This window comes from Agrococcus sp. DT81.2, assembly GCF_049844935.1.
In the GTDB taxonomy this organism is placed as follows: Bacteria; Actinomycetota; Actinomycetes; order Actinomycetales; family Microbacteriaceae; genus Agrococcus.
In genome coordinates this window covers 651767-671128 of sequence record NZ_JBNCLZ010000001.1, presented here as the reverse complement: position 1 = coordinate 671128, position 19362 = coordinate 651767, and the positions used below count along the sequence as shown (strand labels likewise).

The following is a 19362-nucleotide window of genomic DNA, read 5'->3' as shown; positions in this document are numbered from 1 at the left end:
GGAACCATCGACGGGGCTCTGGCACGATGAGGCCATGGCACTCCAGATCGGCGAGGAAGCACCCGATTTCACGCTCACCGACCACACCGGCGAAGCGGTCACGCTCTCCGAGCTCCGCGGGCGTCCCGTGGTGCTCGTCTTCTACCCGGCGGCGTTCACCGGACGCTGCACGGGCGAGCTGTGCGCGATCCGCGACGAGCTCGCCGCGTTCGAGGACGCGGAGGCAGAGGTGCTCGCGATCTCGGTCGACACCGCGGCCTCGCTGCGCGTCTTCGCCGAGCAGGAGGGGCTGCGGTTCCGGCTGCTGAGCGACTTCTGGCCGCACGGCGCCGTTGCGCAGGCCTACGACGCGTTCCTGCCCGAGCGCGGCACCGCCACCCGCGCCACCTATGTCATCGACCGCGACGGCCGGATCGCCGCGCAGTTCCGCGTGAGCCCGTCGGCGTCGCGCGACATGGAGTCCTACAAGGAGGCGCTCGCGCTGGTCGCCTAGCGCCGTCGTGGCAGCAGCTTGATCGGCGCCGCGGGTGCGCAGTGTCAGGTAGTCGCTCGAGTGTCGCGACACCGGAGCACGACGTCGACACTCGCGCGGCGACCCATCCGCCCAGTGTCGAGGCGGTGCAGGAGTGTCGCGACACACGAGCAGCAAGCCGACACTCGCGCGCAGGAGGGCGGCAACGGCGGCGGCCCAGGCTCCGCGCCGCCGGCGAGAGCTTCAGTCGTGGGCGGTGCCGGGCTCGAACCGGCGACCCCTTCGGTGTAAACGAAGTGCGCTACCAGCTGCGCCAACCGCCCGACGGCCATCCTGCCATCACCCGAGCACTCGGGCGGTAGCGTGGCCGGGCGCCGACGGGGCGCGCGACGAGGAGGTCGATGTGGAGATCCGTGGTGCCGCCGCACTCGTGACCGGGGCGGCGTCGGGCCTGGGCGCCGCGACCGCCGCCGCGCTCGCCGACCGGGGAGCGCTCGTGGTCGGGCTCGACCTGCCGGCCGCGATCGAGCGCGCGGAGACGTCCGGGTCGATGCCGCGTGACGGCATCCGGCTGGTGCCGGGCGACGTGACGGTCGAAGCGGATGTGCAGCGCGCGGTCGACGAGGCCTCGGCGCTCGCGCCCCTGCGCATCGCCGTCTCGTGCGCCGGCATCGCGACCGGCAAGCGCCTCATCGGCCGCGACGGACCGCACGACCAGGCGGCCTTCGAGCGCACGATCGCCGTCAACCTCTTCGGCTCGTTCCAGGTGCTGCGGCTCGCCGCCGCGAGGATCGCCGAGGCCGACCCGCTCGAGGGTCGCGACGGCCAGCGGGGCATCGTCGTGCAGACGGCATCCGTCGCCGCCTTCGACGGCCAGATCGGCCAGGCCGCGTACAGCGCCTCGAAGGGCGCCGTGGCGGCGATGACGCTGCCGGCCGCCCGCGACCTCGCGCGCCACGGCATCCGCGTCATGACGATCGCGCCGGGCGTCGTCGACACCCCGATGATGGCCGGCATCGGCACCGAGGTGCGCGACGCGCTCGAGGCGACGGTGCCGTTCCCCGCGCGGCTCGCGCGTCCCGACGAGTTCGGGCAGCTGGTGGTCGCGGTCGTCGAGCACGACTACCTCAACGGCGAGACGATCCGCATGGACGGCGCGCTGCGGATGCCGCCTCGCTGATCGGGGCCGCGGCGCTGCCGCCGGGCGGGCGTCCGTAGGATGGGGCGCATGACGAGCGTCGCGGAGGTCCAGCGCGCGGTCGAGTCGCTCTGGCCGGCTGCGACCGCCGAGGACTGGGATGCCGTCGGGCTCATCGCGGGGGATCCCGCCGACCCGGTCGCGCGCGTGCTGCTGGCCGTCGACGCCGTCGACGCGACCGCCGCCGAGGCCGTCGAGCGCGGCGCCGACCTGCTGCTCGTGCACCACCCGCTGCTACTGCGCGGCGCCACGAGCGTCGCCGCCACCACGCCCGCCGGACGCGTCATCACTCGGCTCGTGCGCGAGCGCGTCGCGCTGCTCGCCGCGCACACGAATGCGGATGCGGTCGACCGGGGCACGAGCGGAGAGCTCGCGTCGATGCTCGGCCTGACCGACGCGACGCCCATCGTCGTCAATCGCGTCGACGACGCGCTCGGCCTGGGCCGGGTCGGCGACCTGCCCGAGCCGGTCGCGCTCGGCCAGCTCGTGCGGACGCTCGCGGCGCTGCTGCCCGCCGTCGCCGGGGGCATCCGTGCCGCGGGCGACCCGACCCGCGAGGTGCGGCGCGTCGCGATCTGCGGCGGCGCAGGCGACTCGCTGCTGCGCGAGCGCGCCGTGGCCGGCGCCGACGTCTACATCACGAGCGACCTCCGCCACCATCCCGCATCCGACGCGCGCGAGCGCCACGCGGCAGGCGAGGGCCCCGCCCTCGTCGACGTGTCGCACTGGGCGAACGAGTCGCTGTGGCTGCGGCCCGCCGCCGAGCAGCTGCGCGTCGCGCTGCCGGGCGTCGAGGTGCTCGTGAGCGAGATCCGGACGGACCCATGGGACTTCGCGGTCCCGCAGGAGGAGCAGGCATGGCACTGAAGGCGACGAACAGCGACCAGCGACGGCTGCTGACGCTCCAGGACGTGGACACCCGCATCGTGCGGCTGCAGGCGAAGGCGAAGGCGCTGCCGCAGACCAAGCGGATCGACGAGCTCGACGCGCTGCTCGCGACGCTCGACCGCGCCGTGCTCGAGCGCCTCGGCGCCCACGACGACGCGAGCGCGGAGGTCGCGCGCATCGAGAGCGACGTGCAGACGGTCGAGGCGCGGCTCGCGCGCGACCGCGAGCGCCTGCTGGTCGTGAAGGACGCGAAGACCGCGACCGCGACCGAGCACGAGATCGAGACGCTCGAGCGGCGCCGCAGCACGCTCGAGGACCTCGAGCTCGAGGCGATGCAGGTGCAGGAGGACGCCGCCGCGGCGCTCGCCGCCGCGCGTGCCGAGGTCGCCCAGGCGCGCGAGGAGCGGGACCGGCTCGCTGCGGAGCGCGCCGAGGTCGCCGCCGGCCTCGAGCGCGAGCTCGCCGAGGCCCGTGCGGAGCGCGCCGACCGCGTCAAGGCGGTCCCTGCCGACCTGCTCGCCCTCTACGACCGCCAGCGCGAGCGCTACGGCATCGGCGCGACCCTGCTGCAGCACCGCACCTCCGCCGCCTCGGGCGTCGAGCTCAACGCCTCCGAGATGCACCAGATCCGCCAGGCGGCTCCCGACGACGTGATCCTCGACCCGAACTCGTCGGCGATCCTGGTGCGCACGGAGGAGAGCGGCCTCTAGTCAGCCGCCCCCGCGTGCGGCATCCGTCGTACGATGCCGCATGGGGATGTCGCGATGAGGGTCGTGGAGGTCGCCGACGAGGCGGCGCTCGAGTCCTTCGTGCGCCTCGGCTACGAGACGCACGGCGGCATGGCCGTGCCGCTCTCGGAGCGCACCGTCCGCGCGTGGCATCGGGGGAGGCATCCGCACCCTCACCCCGTGCAACTGCTGCTCGCGTTCGACGGCGACCGCCCGGTCGGCCGCGCGATCACGCATCGCGACGACCGGCTGGATGCGCGGCTGGGCGGCCGCGCGCAGGTGTTCGGCGCGCTCGAGGCCGCCGGCCCGCAGGTCGTGCATGCCCTGCTCGACACGATCGAGGCGACGGGCGTCGCTGCGGGGGCCGACGAGCTCTTCGGCCCCGCGCAGCTGCTGCCCAACCAGTCGGGCGGCGTCATCACCGCCGGCTTCGAGGAGCGCGGCTTCCTCGACGCGCCCTGGAACCCGCCGTGGCTGCCGGAGGCGCTCGAGGAGCGCGGCATGCGCCGCTGGTACGAGGCCGACACCTGGATCGTCGACGTCGTCGACGAGGACGGCCCGAGCGACGACGAGCTCGACGCCGTCGGCATCCGCATCGACGAGGTCAGTCGTCTCGGGCTCGGCAGGGGGCTGCGGGCGCTGCTGCCGATGCTCAACGACTCGTTCGCGCAGTTGCCCTACTACACGCCGTTCACGCGGGCGGAGCTGCGGGTGCAGACGCGAGGCTTCGGTCTGCTGCACGAACCCGGGCTGTTCCTCATCGCCCGCGACGAGGAGGACCACCCGGTCGCCTTCGTCGTCGCCGTGCTCGACGCGTCACCGGTGCTGCAGCGCTCCGGCGGCCGCATCCGTCCGCAGGACGCGTGGTCGGTCCTGGCTCGCCGCCACGAGCTGCGCGGCGACGCGGTGCTCGTCATCCAGGGCGCCAGGCCCGATGCGCAGGGCAAGGGGATCGTCACCCTGCTGAGCCGCCGGCTGCACGCGAACCTCGCGGCGCGCGGCTGCCGCACGCTGCGCTCGACGCCGGTGGGGCGGCAGAACCCCGGCTCGGCGCGGCAGTTCTCGCGCTTCGGCGGCAGGCCGCTGCACTCGACCGCGTACTACCGCAAGCCGCTCGCGCCGCCTGCCTGAGCGCGGCGGTATCCTGGGAGCGCGAGCCGGTCGGCTAGGCGGTCGCGTCGCGAGGTCCTCCGGGGCATCGCGCCGAGGAACGTCCGGGCTCCGCAGAGCAGGGCGGTGGATAACGTCCACCCGGGGCAACCCGCGAGAAAGTGCAACAGAGAGCAGGTCCACCGGTCAGGGTCGCAAGGCCAGGGCCGGCCAGGAGTGAAACGGTGGGGCAAGAGCCCACCAGCGTCGCGTGCGAGCGCGGCGGCTAGGCAAACCTCGCCCGGAGCAAGACCAGACAGCGGATCACGGGGCTGCTCGTCCCATCCGCGGGTAGGTCGCTAGAGGGCTGCAGCAATGCATCCCGTAGAGAGATGACCGTCCACGACAGAACCCGGCGTATCGGCTGGCCGGTTCGCCCAACGCACGAGCTCCCCGAGGCCGCGAGGCCTCGGGGAGCTGTGTCCTGCGGTTGTGTCAGGCGGCCACGAGCGCGGGCTCGGCCGCGACCTCGGCGGCCGGCGACCTGCGCGCCCAGCGCTTCAGCGCGATGACCGCGAGCGCGGTGATGACCGTCCCGACGGCGATCGCGATCACGAACATCAGCAGGTTGCCGATCGCGAAGAACACGAAGAACCCGCCGTGCGGCGCCTGGCTCGTCACACCGAACGCCATCGAGATCGCGCCGGTCGCGGCCGAGCCGAGGATCGCCGCGGGGATGACGCGCAGCGGGTCGGCCGCCGCGAACGGGATCGCCCCCTCCGAGATGAACGACGCTCCCAGCAGCCACGCCGCCTTGCCGTTCTCCTGCTCTGCGGGGGTGAAGAGCCGCCGGTCGAGTGTGCTCGCGAGCGCCATGCCGAGCGGCGGAACCATGCCGGCTGCCATGACGGCGGCCATGATCATCCACGGCGAGAGGTTCTCGGGCGAGCCGGCTCCGAGGCCCGCGACGGCGAAGCCGTAGGCCACCTTGTTGAGGGGGCCACCGAGGTCGAACGCCATCATGGTGCCGAGCAGCAGGCCGAGCAGCACCGCGCCGGTGCCGGTGAGCGAGCTGAGCCAGCCGGTCAGCCCAGCCATGAGCGCGGCGATCGGGCCGCCGAGCAGCATCACCATGAGGCCGGAGGCGAAGATCGACGCGAGCAGCGGGATGACCACGACGGGCATGAGGCCGCGCAACCACGACGGCACCCGCCAGGTGCCGATCCACCAGGCCGCGAGCCCGGCGAGCAGTCCGCCGACGAGGCCGCCGATGAAGCCGGCATCCATGATCCCGGCGACGGCGCCCGCGACGAAGCCCGGGGCGATGCCGGGCCGGTCCGCGATCGCGTAGGCGATGTAGCCGGCGAGCGCTGGCACGAGGAAGCCCATCGAGGCCGCGCCGATGGAGAAGAGCACCGCGCCGAGGTACTGGCCGAGCCCGCCCTCTGGCAGGTTCAACAGGGTGTTCTGCACGATCACGTCGCCCGCGACCTCGGTGATGCGGAAGCCGCCGAGCAGGAAGCCGAGCGCGATGAGCAGGCCGCCGCCGGCGACGAACGGGATCATGTAGCTGACGCCGGTGAGCAGCGCTCGCTTGACCGTGCCGCCCAGCGAGCGAGTGCCGGAGTCGGTCGTCGCGGCCTCGCTCGCACCGCCGCCGGCGAGGCGCGGCCCGGATGGGTTGTCGGCGTGCCCGAGCGCCTCCTGGATGAGCGCATCCGCCGCATCGATGCCGCGCTTGACCGGCACCTGCACGTACGGCTTGCCCGCGAAGCGGCCGCGCTCGCGCACGTCCACGTCGACCGCGAAGACCACGGCGTCGGCCGCCGCGATCACCGCCGGGTCGAGGCGCTTCGTGCCGCTCGAGCCCTGCGTCTCGACATCGATGCGCACGCCCGCGCGCTCGGCCGCGGCCTTGAGCGCATCCGCCGCCATATAGGTGTGCGCGATGCCTGTCGGGCATGCCGTGACGGCGACGATGCTGCGGGCACCCTCGGCGACCGGCGCCGCGGCAGACTCGTCGCGGTCGGCGACGACGTCCTCGACGAGCGCGACGACCTCGGCCTGGCTCGACGCCGCGCGCAGCGCGTCGGTGAACTGCTCGTCGATGAGCGAGCCGGCGAGCCGCGAGAGCACCGCGAGGTGGGTCTCAGCAGCGCCGTCCGGCGCCATGATCATGAAGACGAGGTCGGCCGGGCCGTCGGGGGCGCCGAAGTCGACCGGCGGGCTGAGCCTGGCGAACGCCAGGCTCGGCTCGCGCACGGCCGCCGACTTGCAGTGCGGGATGGCGATGCCGGCGCCCATGCCGGTGGGCGTGAGCGCCTCGCGCTCGAGCACGGCGGCGGCGAGGCCGTCGCCGTCCGCGACGCGGTCGGTGCCCGCGGCACGAGCCGCGAGCGACCGGATGACGGCCTCCTTGTCGGCGCCGAGGTCGGCGTCGAGCACGACGAGGTCGGGGGTGAGGATCTGGGGCATCAGTGCTCCTGGGGTTCTGCGACGGCTGCCGCGTGGTCGAGGGTCTCGACGTCGACGCGGGTCGCGTCGGCGTCGTCGGGAGTGGGGAAGCCGGTGCCGGGCATCGCGGCCGCCGCGGAGCCGTGCGCGACGGCCTGGCGCAGCCGGCCGGCCGCGTCGTCGCCGCGGACGTGGGCGATGAGCCAGCCGGCGAGGCTGGCGTCGCCGGCGCCGACGGTCGAGCGCACGACGGTCGGCGGCGGGGTGGCGCGGAGGAGGGCGATGCCGTCCGCGAGGATCGCGCCGTCGCCGCCGAGTGTCAGCAGCACCGCGCCGACGCCTCGGCCGACGAGCGCCCGCGCCGCCGACGCCGCAGCACCCGGGCCGTCGATGGCGCCGTGGGTGAGGCCGAGCAGCTCCTCGAGCTCTTCGTCGTTCGGCTTCGCGAGGTCGATGCCGCCCGCGGTCACGGCGGCGGCGAGCGGCGCGCCCGAGGTGTCCACGGCGACGCGGATGCCGGGGCGCGCCGCGCGGGCGGCCGCGATGACGTCGACCACGAGTCCCGGTCGCGCGCCGACCGGCAGCGAGCCGGCGACCACGAGCCAGTCTGCGGAGGCCGCGTGCGCACTGACCGCAGCGAGCACGGCGGCGACAGCGCGGTCGTCGAGCGGAGCGCCGGGCTCGTTCACCTTCGTCGTCGTGCCGTCGGCCTCGGTGAGCGCGAGGTTCGTGCGCACGGGCGCGTCCACCGGCACGTGCACTGCGTCGACGCCGTCGGCCGCCAGCAGGGCGGCGAAGGCGTCGTCGTCGCGGGAGACGACGATGGCGCGCGAGCGCACGCCGGCCGCCGTGAGCACTCGGGTGACGTTGACGCCCTTGCCGGCCGCGACCTCGCTCGCGGCGGCGACGGCGCGCTGCACGGCGCCGCGCTCGAGCGGAGCGCCGAGCTCGACGGTGCGGTCGATGGAGGGATTGAGCGTGAGCGTGAGGATCATGCGACCTGCACCTCGCAGCCGGCGTCGTCCAGGGCCGCGGCGAGCGACGCATCCGGCGCCGCGTCGGTCAGCAGCACGTCGAGCTGCTCGAGGGCGGCGAAGCGCACGAGCGACGCCTCGCCGAGCTTCGTCGCGTCGGCGAGCACCGCCACGCGGCGGCCGGCGGCGACGATGGCCGACTTCACTGCGGCCTCGTCGGGGTCCGGGGTCGTGGCGCCGGTCGCGTCGAGGCCGTTGGTGCCGAGGATCACGACGTCAGGTCGGAGCGCCGCGATCGCCAGCACCGTCTGCGCGCCGACGGCGGCGCCCGTCACCGCACGGATGCGGCCGCCGATCGCGTGCACCTCGATCGACGGGTGCGCGGCGAGCAGCTGCGCGATGGCGGGGGAGTGCGTCGCGACCACCAGCCGCGGGCCTCCCGCGCCGGGCCAGGTGGCGACGAGCTCGGCGGCGACCGCGGCCGTGGTCGTGCCGGCGTCGAGCAGCACGCTCGTGGCGCCGGATGCCAGCAGGCGGTCGCACGCGAGGCGGGCGATGCGGCGCTTGCCCTCGGCGTTCGCGTCCTGCCGCTCGGCGATCCCCGTCTCGACGAGGCTCGAGCGGCTCGCGCTGACCGCGCCGCCGTGCACGCGGCGGGCGACGCCGGCGCGCTCGAGGGCGTCGAGGTCGCGCCGCACCGTCTCGGGGGTGATGCCGAGCTCGCGAGCGATGCCGGCGACGAGCACGCGGCCGTCGGACTGGATGCGCGCAGCGATCGTGTCGCGGCGCTGCGTGGCGAGCATCGGTGACTCCATACGAGCACCGTAGCACCGTTACGCAGACAAAGCCAGAGAAACGCAGAAGAACACAGATGGGGGGACGTGGGCGATCGATCGGGCGGGCGTAGGGCAGTTGTCCCGCTGCCCCGCCCTGCAGTCAGCGAGCCGCCACGGCGCCGGCTCGGCGCGTCGCGTCAGACCCCGCGGGCGAGCGCGGCTGCGCCGATGATGCCGGCGTTGTTGCGCAGCTTCGCGGGCACGATCGGGGTGTCGAGATGCAGCAGCGGCAGGAACAGGTCGGCCGACTTCGAGACGCCGCCGCCGACCACGAACAGGTCGGGGGAGAACAGGAACTCGAGGTGGCTGTAGTACCGCTGCAGCCGCTCGGCCCACGCCTCCCAGCTGAGCTCCTCGCGCTCGCGCGCCCGGTTCGACGCCCGCGACTCCGCGTCGTGGCCGTCCAGCTCGAGGTGGCCGAGCTCGGCGTTCGGGATCAGCACGCCGTTGTAGATGAACGCGCCCCCGATGCCGGTGCCGAGCGTCGTCATGATGACGAGGCCCGACGCATCCTTCGCCGCGCCGTAGTGGTCCTCGGCAAAGCCCGCCGCATCCGCGTCGTTGACGAAGTGGATGTCGCGGCCGAGCGCGCGCTCGAACAGCTGCTCCGCCTCGAGGCCGATCCACGCCTTCGAGACGTTCGCCGCGCTCATCGTGCGCCCGTGGCGCACGATCGCGGGGAAGGTGACGCCGATCGGCGTCGACGCGTCGGCATCGAGGCGCCCCACGAGCTCCACGACGGCGTCGCGGATCGCGTCGGGTTCGCCACCGGTGGGCGTCGGCAGCTTGATGCGGTCGCTGAGGAGCTCGCCCGACTTCACGTCGACGAGGGCGGCCTTGACGCCGGTCCCGCCGATGTCGACGCCGACGGCCTGGTGCTTCGACTTGGTCACGGCTCGCATCCTGCCACGGATGCGAGCCAGGGGCCGTTCAGGCGGAGGGAAGCGTGAGGATCTCGGCGCCCGTCTCGCGCACGACGATCGTGTGCTCGAACTGGGCGGTGATCGAGCGGTCGCGCGTGACGATCGTCCAGTCGTCGTCCCAGCCCTCCCACTCGTGCGTGCCGAGGGTGAGCATCGGCTCGATCGTGAAGACCATGCCCGGCACCATCTCGGTGTGGAAGCGGTCGGTGTCGTAGTGGGGGATGATCAGGCCGGAGTGGAACGACGTGCCGACCCCGTGGCCGGTGAAGTCGCGCACGACGCCGTACCCGAAGCGCTTCGCGTACATCTCGATCGCGCGACCGATGACGTTGACGCGGCGGCCTGGCATGGCCGCCTTGATGCCGCGGCGGAGCGCCTCCTCGGTGCGCTCGACCAGCAGCGCGACCTCATCGCTCGCCTCGCCGACGATGAACGTGCGGTTCGAGTCGCCGTGCACGCCGTCGCGGTAGGCGGTGATGTCGATGTTGACGATGTCGCCGGGCTCGAGCCGGGTGTCGTCGGGGATGCCGTGGCAGACGACCTCGTTGACGCTCGAGCAGATCGACTTGCGGTAGCCGCGGTAGCCGAGCGTGGAGGGGTAGGCGCCGTGGTCGGTGACGAACTCGTGACCGATGCGGTCGAGCTCGTCGGTCGTGACGCCGGGGCGCACGGCGGCGCCGACGGCGGCGATGGCATTCGCCGCGATCGTGCCCGCCGCCCGGATGCGCTCGATCGTCTCCTCGTCGTAGACGTCGCCGCCGATGTGCTTCGCCGGAGCCGGCTTGCCGACGTACTCGGGACGGGCGATGGATGCGTCGACGGGGCGCTCTGGGCCGATCCGGCCGGGGATCAGGTGACCTCTCACGTCCTTCGGCATACGATCCATCCTAGGCAGAACGATCCGCGGCAGCACCGAGGAGGCGCGCATGGCCGAGTACTGGTACAACCTCGAGACGGGTGTCGTCGAGGAGGGCATGGTCTCTCCCGGCTACGACCGCGCAGGGCCGTTCGCGACGCGCGAGGAGGCGGCGCGAGCGCCGGAGATCATCAAGCAGCGCTCGAGGGCGTGGGCGGAGGAGGACGCAGCGGCGGACTCGTGGGGCAAGCGCCCGAGCGGCGAGCCCCCGGCCGAGACTGAGGGGTAGCGCTCCGCCTCTTCCTGCTGGTTGAGCCGCTCCGTGCCCCTCTCCGCTGGTTGAGCCGCTCCGCGCGCGCAGCGCGCTGAGCGTGTCGAAACCGAACTGCTCGGCGAACCGGTTTCGACGCGCTCAGCCGCCTTCGGCGGCGGAGCGGCTCAACCAACGGGTAGGGCTGGTCGACACGGTCAGGGCGCTGGCGCGCCCGGACCGGCTCGACCAGCGGGGAGGGGCGGCGCTCAGGCCGCCGCCAGCACCTTCCGCAGCGTGCGCAGGTTCCGCGTCGTCGTGGTGTCCTTGCCGGAGCGCTCGGAGCCCTTCGCGATGCGCTCCGACGCCTTCGCGAAGCCGCTTGTCAGCGTCGTCCCCTTCGGATTCGACCAGTAGAGCACCCGGTCGCCCACGGCGATGGCCTCGTCCTCGGCCGTCTCGAGCCGCGCGAGCGCATCGACGACGCCGGGTTCGAGCTCGAAGATCACGTAGGGCGTGTGCTCGTCGTCCTCGCCGTGCGGGTAGGCGTCGACGATCTCCCGCAGCGCATCGATCGCGATGCCGAGCACGCGGATGCGCCTCCCGTACCGCTCCTCGAGCGCCGTCTCCGCCGCCCGCGCCGCCGCGGTCGCGCTCGTCGCGGTCACGACCGCGTTGCCGCTCGCCAGCACCGTGACGACGTCGCCGAGTCCCGCATCCGTCAGCACCGAGCGCAGGTCGGCGGAGCGCACCGTGACGCCCCCGACGTTGACGCCGCGCAGCAGGAGCGCGACCCGCTCGGTCACTGGTACTCGTGCTCGGGCGCCGGGTACGAGCCGCTCGCGACGTCCTCCCGGAACGACACGGCCGCCTCCTCGAGCGTCTGCGCGAGCTGCGCGTACTGCTTGACGAACTTGGGGATGCGGCCGCTCGTGAACCCGGCCCAGTCGCTCCAGACCAGCAGCTGGCCGTCGCAGTGCGGGCCGGCGCCGACGGAGATTGTGGGGATCGTTAGCGCCTCGGTCACGCGCCTCGCCGACTCCGACGGCACCATCTCGAGCACGACGGCGAACGCACCGGCCTCCTCGACCGCCTTCGCATCCCGCAGCAGCTGCTCGGCGCCGGCGTCGCCGCGCGCCTGGATGACGTGGCCGCCCAGCCCGTGCTCGGACTGCGGCGTGTAGCCGATGTGCGCCATCACCGGGATGCCGGCCTCGACGATGCGGCGGATCTGCTCGGCTGAGCGCTCGCCGCCCTCGAGCTTCACCGCGTGCGCACCCGTCTCCTTCATGAAGCGGATGGCCGTGTGCACCGCCTCGCGCGGGTTCGTCTCGTACGAGCCGAACGGCAGGTCGGCGACGACGAGCGCGCGCTTCGCGCCCCGCGCGACGGCGCGCGTGAGCGGGATGAGCTCGTCGACCGTGACCGGCAGCGTCGTGTCGTAGCCGAAGACGGTGTTGCCCGCCGAGTCGCCGACGAGCAGGAAGTCGATGCCCGCGCGGTCGAAGATGCCGGCGGAGAGGTAGTCGTAGCTCGTGAGCCCGACGATCTTCACGCCGTCGCGCTTCGCCTGCGCGAAGTGGCGCGTCCGGACGCGCTTCGGCCCGCTCGAGCCGCCGCCGTACGGGGCGGCCGCCTCCGTCGCATCGGCCGACGCCTGCTGTGCCGGGGTCCGATCGTCGTGTCCGGAACCGCGCTGCTGCGAACCATCCTGTGCCATGTGCCCGAGCCTAACCTCACGCAACTGGAGGCCCCACTAGCCTGTGGGGAGGCAGAGAGAGGTGCGGGATGGACAAGCAGCGGGACTTCGTGCTGCGCACGATCGAGGAGCGCGGCGTCAAGTTCGTGCGCCTCTGGTTCACGGATGTGCTCGGCACGCTCAAGTCGGTCGCGATCGCGCCCGCAGAGGTCGAGGGCGCCTTCACCGAGGGGCTCGGCATCGACGGCTCGTCGATCGAGGGGCTCTCGCGCTCCTCCGAGGCCGACGTCATCGCGAAGGCAGACCCGTCGACGTTCCAGATCCTCCCGTGGCGCGGCGAGGTCGACCCCACCGCCCGCATGTTCTGCGACATCTCCACGCCCGACGGCCAGCCCGCCGCCGCCGACCCGCGGCATGTGCTCAAGCGCACGCTCGCGAAGGCCGCCGACCGCGGCTTCAGCTTCTACACCCACCCCGAGTGCGAGTTCTACCTGCTCAAGTCGGCAGACGTCGCCAACCCCGAGCCCGTCGACCGCGCCGGCTACTTCGACAACGTCCCCGGCGGCACCGCGCACGACTTCCGCCGCGCGAGCGTGCGCATGCTCGAGGACCTCGGCATCTCGGTGGAGTTCAGCCACCACGAGGCAGGCCCGGGCCAGAACGAGATCGACCTGCGGTACGCCGACGCGCTCTCGACGGCCGACAACATCATGACCTTCCGCACGGTCGTGAAGGAGGTCGCGCAGGCCGAGGGCGTCTACGCCACGTTCATGCCGAAGCCCTTCGAGGGGCACCCCGGCAGCGGCATGCACACGCACCTGTCGCTGTTCGAAGGCGAGCGCAACGCGTTCTACGACGCATCCGGCCAGTACCGGCTGTCGAAGATCGGCCGTCAGTTCATGGCGGGCCTGCTGCACCACGCGCCCGAGTTCACGGCCGTCACGAACCAGTACGTCAACTCCTACAAGCGCATGTGGTCGGGCGACGAGGCACCGAGCTACGTGAGCTGGGGCCACAACAACCGCTCCGCGCTCGTGCGCGTGCCGCTGTCGAAGCCGAACAAGGCGCAGTCGGCCCGCATCGAGTACCGCGGCCTCGACTCGGCCGCGAACCCCTACCTCGCGTTCTCGGTGCTGCTCGCCGCCGGGCTCAAGGGCATCGAGGAGGGCTACGACCTGCCCGAGGAGGCCGTCGACGACATCTGGCAGCTCTCCGACAAGGAGCGGAAGGCGCTCGGCTTCACGCCGCTGCCCGCGAGCCTCGACCGCGCGATCGGCGCGATGGAGGAGTCGGAGCTCGTCGCCGAGACGCTCGGCGAGCAGGTCTTCTCGTACTTCCTCCGCAACAAGCGCGAGGACTGGCGCCGCTACCGCGCGCAGGTCACTCGCGTCGAGCTCGAGTCGAACCTCCTGACGCTCTAGCGCATGCGCATCCCGTCGCCCCGGACGCGCCTCGCGCGCCTGGGGTTCCGCGAGCCGAGCCGCGCCGAGGCGTGCCTGGCAGAGCTGCCTGAGGCGCTGCACGGGCTCGTCGCCGAGTGCGCGCACTCGGCCGACCCCGACACGGCGCTGCAGATGCTCGTGCGGCTCGTGCGGGCGGATGTCGACCTGGGCGACGCGCTCGACGACCCGGCCGCGCGCGCCTCGCTGCTGCGCGTGCTGGGCGGCTCGCTCGGCATCGCCGAGCACCTCGAGCGGCACGCCGAGGACATCGACGTCGCCGCCCGGCCCGCCTCGCCCACGACGGCCGACGGCTACCGCGACAGCCTGCTCGCGTCGGTCGCGGCCGACGAGGGGGTCGCCAGGATGCCGCGCGATCGGGCGATCGCCGCGATGCGCGGCCGCTACCGGCGGCACCTCACCGAGCTCGTCGCATGGGACCTCGGCCTCGACGACCCGGCGGCGTCCGTCGACACCGTCTCGGCCGCGCTCGCCGACCTCGCGGCCGGTGCACTCGAGGCCGGGCTCGCGATCGCTCGCGCGGCCGCGCGCGAGCGCTTCGGCGACGACGCCGACCGGGTGCGGCTCGCCATCATCGGCATGGGCAAGGCCGGGGCGCGCGAGCTCAACTACATCAGCGACGTCGACGTCATCTTCGTGCACGAGGCCGACGACGATGTCGACGACGCGCGCGCGACCCAGATCGCGACGCTGCTCGCGCGCGAGGCGTCCGCAGCCTGCGCGCAGTTCCAGTCGGCGCCGCCGCTGTGGGAGGTCGACGCCAACCTGCGCCCGGAGGGCAAGGACGGCGCGCTCACCCGCACCCTCGCATCCCACGTCGCCTACTACGACCGCTGGGCGAAGTCGTGGGAGTTCCAGGCGCTGCTGAAGGCCCGTGCGCTCGCGGGTGACGCCGAGCTCGGCGCCGCCTACGAGGCGTCGGTACGGTCGAAGGTCTGGGAGTCGTCGAGCCGCGAGGGCTTCGTGGAGTCCGTGCAGCGGATGCGCGAGCGCGTCACCGAGCACATCCCCGCCGACGAGGTGGCCCGGCAGCTGAAGCTCGGTCCCGGCGGGCTGCGCGACATCGAGTTCACGGTGCAGCTGCTGCAGCTCGTGCACGGCGCCGACGATGACTCGCTTCGGCAGCGTGGCACGCTCGAGGCGCTCGACGCGCTCGCCGCCCGCGGCACCATCGGGCGCGCGGACCGGCTCGAGTTCGGCGCGCACTACCGGTTCCTGCGCGTGCTCGAGCACCGCATCCAGTTCTGGCGCATGCGCCGCACGCACCTGATGCCGCTCGCCGATGACGACCTGCGCAGGCTCGCGCGCTCCGCCGGGCTGCCCGACGCCGACGCGCTCGAGCAGCAGTGGCAGGCGACACGGCGTGCCGTGCGAACGCTGCACGAGCGGCTCTTCTACCGCCCGCTGCTCGGCGCCACGGCGTCGCTCGGCCACGAGGACGTGCAGCTGACGCCCGAGCACGCCATGCGGCGCCTGCAGGCGGCCGGGTACGTCGACGGCAAGGGGGCGCTCGCGCACATCGGCGAGCTGACCGCGGGCGTGACGCGGCGCGCGCAGATCCAGCGGCTGCTGCTGCCGGTGCTGCTGGGCTGGTTCGCCGAGGGCGCGGACCCCGACATGGGGCTGCTCGCGTTCCGCAGGCTGAGCGAGGCGCTGGGGGAGAGCCCGTGGTTCCTGCGCATGCTGCGTGACTCGCCCGTCGCGGCGCAGCGGCTCAGCCGCCTGCTGTCGTCGTCGCGGCTCATCGCGCAGCTCATGGAGCGGATCCCCGAGGCCGCGTCGTGGCTCGATGGCGACGAGCAGCTGCGCCCGCGCACCGAGGAGGCGCTGCGCGACGAGGCGAGCGCCGTGCTGGCCCGGCACGACGATCCGGATGCGGTGCGGCAAGCGCTGCGCTCGCTGCGGCGCCGCGAGCACCTGCGGGTCGCGATGGCGAGCGCCCTGCAGCGCATCGACGAGAGCGTCGTCGGGGCGGCGCTCACCGCGATCGCCGCGGCGCTCGTCGACGCGGCCATCCGGCTGCATCGGCCCGAGGGGCTCGAGCTCGCCACGATCACGATGGGCCGCACGGGCGGCCGCGAGATCGGCTTCGGCAGCGACATCGACGTGCTGCACGTCGCGCGCGGCGAGGGCGACGCCGTCGCGGCCGCGACCAGCGTCATCCGACGTGTGCAGGAGACGCTCGCCGACCCGACGCTGCCGTTCGAGCTGGATGCGGGGCTGCGGCCCGAGGGCCGGCAGGGGCCGCTCGTGCGCACGGTGGACAGCTACCGCGCCTACTACGAGCGGTGGTCGGAGCCGTGGGAGGCGCAGGCGCTGCTGCGCGCGCGACCGTTCGCGGGTGACGCGGCCCTCGCCGACGAGCTCATGGCCGTGATCGACGAGCACCGCTACCCGGCGGAGTTCCCCGCGTCGTCGGTGCGCGAGGTGCGCCGCATCAAGGCGCGTGTGGAGTCGGAGCGGCTGCCGCAGAACGCCGACCGGCGCCGCCACCTCAAGCTCGGTGACGGTGCCCTCAGCGACGTCGAGTGGCTCGTGCAGCTGCTGCAGCTGCGGTTCGCGGGCCGCGTGCCCAGCCTCCGCACGCCGTCGACCCTCGAGGCCCTCGCCGCAGCCGGGCGGGAGGAGCTGCTCTCGGACCGCGATGTCGAGATCCTGCGGGAGGCGTGGAAGCTCGCCACGCGCATCCGCAACGGTCTCGCGCTGGCACGCGCGCGGTCGATCGACCTGCTGCCCGTCGACCGCGGCGAGCTCGAGGCCGTCGCGCGGCTCGTCGGCCTGCCGGCGGGCTCGGCGCGCGACCTCGAGGAGCACTACCTCGCGGCCACCCGGCGCGCGCGCCGCGTCTTCGACCGCCGCTTCTACGAGGACTGAGACGCATCGCTCGTCGAGCAGCCCCCTCCGTTTGTCGAGTAGCACCGAAGGCGCGTATCGAGACGCCCTCCCCGCTCGTCGAGCAGCACCGAAGGCGCGTATCGAGACGCCCTCCCCGCTCGTCGAGCAGCACCGAAGGCGCTCATCGAGACGCCCCCTCCGTTCGTCGAGTAGCACCGAGGGCGCGTATCGAGTCGCCCTCCCCGCTCGTCGAGTAGCACCGAAGGCGCGTATCGAGACGCCCACCCCGCTCGTCGAGTAGCACCGAAGGCGCGTATCGAGACGCTCCTGGCTCCCAGCAACCTGCGCCTACGCTGGCCCGATGTTCTTCATCTTCGGCTTCGGCAGCAAGCAGCACGACCTGGGTGCGGGGCAGACGCGCACGTGCGAGCGGTGCGGCAACACGACCGTGTGGAGTCGCATCCGCGAGGCGAAGCAGTTCACGCTCTTCTTCATCCCCATCGCCCGGTGGGGCCGCCGCGAGTACGAGGTGTGCGGCATCTGCGGCAACGCGGTCGCCGTCTGACCGACGGGCGTCAGGAGGCGTCGAGGCGGAAGACCGCGCACCGCGGAGCGGCTTCGGCGAATTCGTCCGCGCTCGCGTCCGGGCCCACTTCGAAGATCTGTGCGGCGATCTTCCTGCCCTGGCTGTGCTGGTGCCAGTAGGCCCGCAGCACCGACCCTCGCTCGTGCGGCTCCAGCTCCGTGAAGCGCACCGGCTCGCGGCGGCGGCCGCGCTGGATCGAACCGACTCCGGCGGCCCGAACGTTCTTGACCCAGGACATCCGTCGGCCGGCGACGACGTAGCGACTGCCGTCGATCCAGACGATTGAGACGGGTGTCGGTCGCGGCTCGCCGCTCGTGCGACCGGGCACATGCAGGATGTGCGGGGGTCCGATCGCCACGCCGGCGTTGTGCAGGAGCAGCATGACGCGGTTGGCGTGCTTGAGCCACGCGGGGAGCTTCGTGTCCTGCGCCATCCGGTCCGGGCCCTCTCTGTTCGGTACGGCGCGGTCGCGCCGTGACGGTCGTGCGACCAGCGTCCAGTATGGCTGGCGGAGGCCAGCAGGGCAGACGGCGGGCGCGAGATGGATCGCGCGGGGGCGCCGCCAAGTGCACCGCGCACGCAGAGGGGCCGGGTCCCCCCAAGGAACCCGGCCCCCGTCTGCGTGCGCGGTGGCGTCAGACCGTCAGACCCCGTAGTAGAGCTCGAACTCGAACGGGTGCGGGCGCAGCGCCATCGGCAGGATCTCGGTCTCGCGCTTGAGCGCGATCCACGTGTCGATCAGGTCCTTCGTGAACACGTTGCCCTCGAGCAGGAACTCGTGGTCCTGCTCGAGCGCGACGAGCGCCTCCTCGAGCGTGCCGGGCACCTGGGGGATGTCCTTCGCCTCCTCGGGCGGCAGCTCGTAGAGGTCCTTGTCGACCGGCTCGTGCGGCTCGATGCGGTTCTTGATGCCGTCGAGGCCGGCCATCATCTGCGCGGCGAACGCGAGGTACGGGTTCGACGCCGCGTCGGGGGCGCGGAACTCGATGCGCTTCGCCTTCGGGTTGGAGCCCGTGATCGGGATGCGGATGGCCGCCGAGCGGTTGCCGGCCGAGTAGACCAGGTTGACCGGCGCCTCGAAGCCCTTCACGAGACGGCGGTACGAGTTGATCGACGGGTTCGTGAACGCGAGCACCGCGGGCGCGTGGGCGAGCAGGCCGCCGATGTACCAGCGAGCGACGTCGGAGAGGTTGCCGTAGCCGTTCTCGTCGAAGAACAGCGGCTTGCCGTCGAGCCACAGCGACTGGTGCGTGTGCATGCCCGAGCCGTTGTCGCCGAAGAGCGGCTTCGGCATGAACGTCGCCGTCTTGCCCCACTCCTCGGCCGTGTTCTTGATGATGTACTTGAAGGCGAGCACCTCGTCGGCGGCCTTCACCATCGTGTTGAAGCGGTAGTTGATCTCGGCCTGGCCGCCGGTGCCGACCTCGTGGTGGCTGCGCTCGACCTGCAGGCCGATGCCCTCGAGCTTCAGCACCATGTCGTCGCGCAGGTCTGCCTGCTTGTCGACGGGGGAGACGGGGAAGTAGCCGCCCTTGTAGGGCGTCTTGTTGGCGAGGTTGCCGCCCTCCTCGACGCGACCGGTGTTCCAGGCGCCCTCCTCGGAGTCGACGCTGTGGAACGACTGGTTCTGCGTCACCGAGTAGCGCACGTCGTCGAAGACGTAGAACTCGGCCTCGGCGGCGAAGAACGCGGTGTCGGCGATGCCGGTGGAGGCCAGGTACTGCTCGGCCTTGTGCGCGACCTGGCGCGGGTCGCGGTGGTAGATCTCGCCCGTGCGCGGGTTGTAGATGTCGAAGATCATCACGAGCGTCTTGTTGTCGCGGAACGGGTCGAGGTACGCCGTCGTGACGTCGGGGATGAGCTGCATGTCCGACTCGTGGATGTTCGCGAACCCGCGGATCGACGACCCGTCGAACAGCTGGCCGACGGTGAAGAACTCCTCGTCGACGGTGGAGGCGGGGATGTTGAAGTGCTGCTGCACGCCCGGCAGGTCCGTGAAGCGGATGTCGAGGAAGAGCACCTCCTCGTCCTTGATGTAGGCGAGGACCTCGGACGAATCCTTGAACATGGTGCTCCTTGAACTGCGTTGGGGGTGGGCGAATGCCGTGCCGTCG

Annotated in this window: 18 protein-coding genes, 1 tRNA gene and 1 other RNA gene; 10 read left to right on the top strand and 10 right to left on the bottom strand. The window is 72.7% G+C overall.

What is annotated here, in order from left to right; genetic code table 11:
* Nucleotides 1-34 precede the first annotated feature (34 nt).
* Entirely contained in the window at nucleotides 35-493 is a 459-nt protein-coding gene (locus tag ACLQ21_RS03220) for a peroxiredoxin (RefSeq protein WP_425661370.1), read from the top strand.
* Nucleotides 494-722: 229 nt separating this feature from the next.
* Here the strand turns inward: ACLQ21_RS03220 and ACLQ21_RS03215 are convergent.
* Nucleotides 723-795: transfer RNA gene (locus ACLQ21_RS03215), tRNA-Val, on the bottom strand.
* Nucleotides 796-875: 80 nt separating this feature from the next.
* Here ACLQ21_RS03215 and ACLQ21_RS03210 point away from each other — a divergent pair.
* From ACLQ21_RS03210 to rnpB, 5 genes are all read left to right on the top strand, one after another.
* Nucleotides 876-1652, top strand: a complete 777-nt coding sequence (locus tag ACLQ21_RS03210) for an SDR family NAD(P)-dependent oxidoreductase (RefSeq protein WP_425661368.1) — start codon at nucleotides 876-878, stop codon at nucleotides 1650-1652.
* A 48-nt stretch (nucleotides 1653-1700) separates the two neighbouring features.
* Nucleotides 1701-2537 carry a Nif3-like dinuclear metal center hexameric protein gene (locus tag ACLQ21_RS03205; RefSeq protein ID WP_425661366.1) on the top strand — a complete coding sequence of 279 codons (837 nt, stop codon included), beginning with the start codon at nucleotides 1701-1703 and terminating at the stop codon, nucleotides 2535-2537.
* Nucleotides 2528-3268 (top strand): zinc ribbon domain-containing protein, encoded by a 741-nt coding sequence (locus ACLQ21_RS03200; RefSeq protein WP_425661364.1) that lies wholly within the window; start codon nucleotides 2528-2530, stop codon nucleotides 3266-3268. Before ACLQ21_RS03205 ends, ACLQ21_RS03200 begins: the two co-directional genes overlap by 10 nt.
* A gap of 54 nt (nucleotides 3269-3322) precedes the next feature.
* Nucleotides 3323-4417, top strand: a complete 1095-nt coding sequence (locus ACLQ21_RS03195; RefSeq protein WP_425661362.1) for a hypothetical protein — start codon at nucleotides 3323-3325, stop codon at nucleotides 4415-4417.
* Nucleotides 4418-4443: 26 nt separating this feature from the next.
* Nucleotides 4444-4811: RNase P RNA component class A (rnpB, locus tag ACLQ21_RS03190), an RNA gene on the top strand.
* A 59-nt stretch (nucleotides 4812-4870) separates the two neighbouring features.
* On the opposite strand, the gene ACLQ21_RS03185 is transcribed toward rnpB, so the two are convergent.
* The 5 genes from ACLQ21_RS03185 to map form a co-directional block, all read right to left on the bottom strand.
* Entirely contained in the window at nucleotides 4871-6850 is a 1980-nt protein-coding gene (locus tag ACLQ21_RS03185) for a PTS fructose transporter subunit IIABC (protein WP_425661360.1), read from the bottom strand.
* Entirely contained in the window at nucleotides 6850-7824 is a 975-nt protein-coding gene (locus ACLQ21_RS03180; protein WP_425661358.1) for a 1-phosphofructokinase family hexose kinase, read from the bottom strand. Before ACLQ21_RS03180 ends, ACLQ21_RS03185 begins: the two co-directional genes overlap by 1 nt.
* The gene (locus ACLQ21_RS03175; RefSeq protein ID WP_425661356.1) at nucleotides 7821-8618 is read right to left on the bottom strand and encodes a DeoR/GlpR family DNA-binding transcription regulator; all 798 of its coding nucleotides are present in this window, start codon (nucleotides 8616-8618) and stop codon (nucleotides 7821-7823) included. The genes ACLQ21_RS03180 and ACLQ21_RS03175 overlap by 4 nt, the downstream gene beginning before the upstream one ends.
* Nucleotides 8619-8776: 158 nt before the next feature.
* Entirely contained in the window at nucleotides 8777-9541 is a 765-nt protein-coding gene (ppgK, locus tag ACLQ21_RS03170) for a polyphosphate--glucose phosphotransferase (RefSeq protein WP_425661354.1), read from the bottom strand.
* Nucleotides 9542-9569: 28 nt separating this feature from the next.
* Complete coding sequence (gene map, locus ACLQ21_RS03165; RefSeq protein WP_425661352.1) at nucleotides 9570-10439, bottom strand: type I methionyl aminopeptidase; 870 nt, start codon at nucleotides 10437-10439, stop codon at nucleotides 9570-9572.
* Nucleotides 10440-10488: 49 nt separating this feature from the next.
* Here map and ACLQ21_RS03160 point away from each other — a divergent pair, with 49 nt between their 5' ends.
* Nucleotides 10489-10707, top strand: coding sequence for an SPOR domain-containing protein (locus ACLQ21_RS03160; RefSeq protein WP_425661350.1), 219 nt, complete (start codon nucleotides 10489-10491; stop codon nucleotides 10705-10707).
* A gap of 230 nt (nucleotides 10708-10937) precedes the next feature.
* On the opposite strand, the gene ACLQ21_RS03155 is transcribed toward ACLQ21_RS03160, so the two are convergent.
* Both ACLQ21_RS03155 and panB read right to left on the bottom strand, forming a co-directional pair.
* The gene (locus ACLQ21_RS03155) at nucleotides 10938-11474 is read right to left on the bottom strand and encodes a DUF1697 domain-containing protein (RefSeq protein WP_425661348.1); all 537 of its coding nucleotides are present in this window, start codon (nucleotides 11472-11474) and stop codon (nucleotides 10938-10940) included.
* Nucleotides 11471-12388: a 3-methyl-2-oxobutanoate hydroxymethyltransferase gene (panB, locus tag ACLQ21_RS03150; RefSeq protein WP_425661346.1), complete on the bottom strand. Its 918-nt coding sequence runs from the start codon at nucleotides 12386-12388 to the stop codon at nucleotides 11471-11473. Before panB ends, ACLQ21_RS03155 begins: the two co-directional genes overlap by 4 nt.
* 68 nt (nucleotides 12389-12456) lie before the next feature.
* Here panB and ACLQ21_RS03145 point away from each other — a divergent pair, with 68 nt between their 5' ends.
* The 3 genes from ACLQ21_RS03145 (at nucleotide 12457) to ACLQ21_RS03135 (ending at nucleotide 17227) form a co-directional block, all read left to right on the top strand.
* Nucleotides 12457-13788 (top strand): glutamine synthetase family protein, encoded by a 1332-nt coding sequence (locus ACLQ21_RS03145; protein WP_425661344.1) that lies wholly within the window; start codon nucleotides 12457-12459, stop codon nucleotides 13786-13788.
* A gap of 3 nt (nucleotides 13789-13791) precedes the next feature.
* Nucleotides 13792-16701, top strand: a complete 2910-nt coding sequence (locus ACLQ21_RS03140; protein ID WP_425661342.1) for a bifunctional [glutamine synthetase] adenylyltransferase/[glutamine synthetase]-adenylyl-L-tyrosine phosphorylase — start codon at nucleotides 13792-13794, stop codon at nucleotides 16699-16701.
* 322 nt (nucleotides 16702-17023) lie between these two features.
* Nucleotides 17024-17227 (top strand): zinc-ribbon domain-containing protein, encoded by a 204-nt coding sequence (locus tag ACLQ21_RS03135; RefSeq protein WP_425661340.1) that lies wholly within the window; start codon nucleotides 17024-17026, stop codon nucleotides 17225-17227.
* Nucleotides 17228-17237: 10 nt separating this feature from the next.
* Here the strand turns inward: ACLQ21_RS03135 and ACLQ21_RS03130 are convergent, their stop codons facing one another.
* Together ACLQ21_RS03130 and glnA are read right to left on the bottom strand one after the other, a co-directional pair.
* Complete coding sequence (locus ACLQ21_RS03130; RefSeq protein ID WP_425661338.1) at nucleotides 17238-17681, bottom strand: nitroreductase family deazaflavin-dependent oxidoreductase; 444 nt, start codon at nucleotides 17679-17681, stop codon at nucleotides 17238-17240.
* A 210-nt stretch (nucleotides 17682-17891) separates the two neighbouring features.
* Complete coding sequence (glnA, locus tag ACLQ21_RS03125; RefSeq protein WP_425661336.1) at nucleotides 17892-19316, bottom strand: type I glutamate--ammonia ligase; 1425 nt, start codon at nucleotides 19314-19316, stop codon at nucleotides 17892-17894.
* Between the last annotated feature and the right edge of the window lie 46 nt (nucleotides 19317-19362).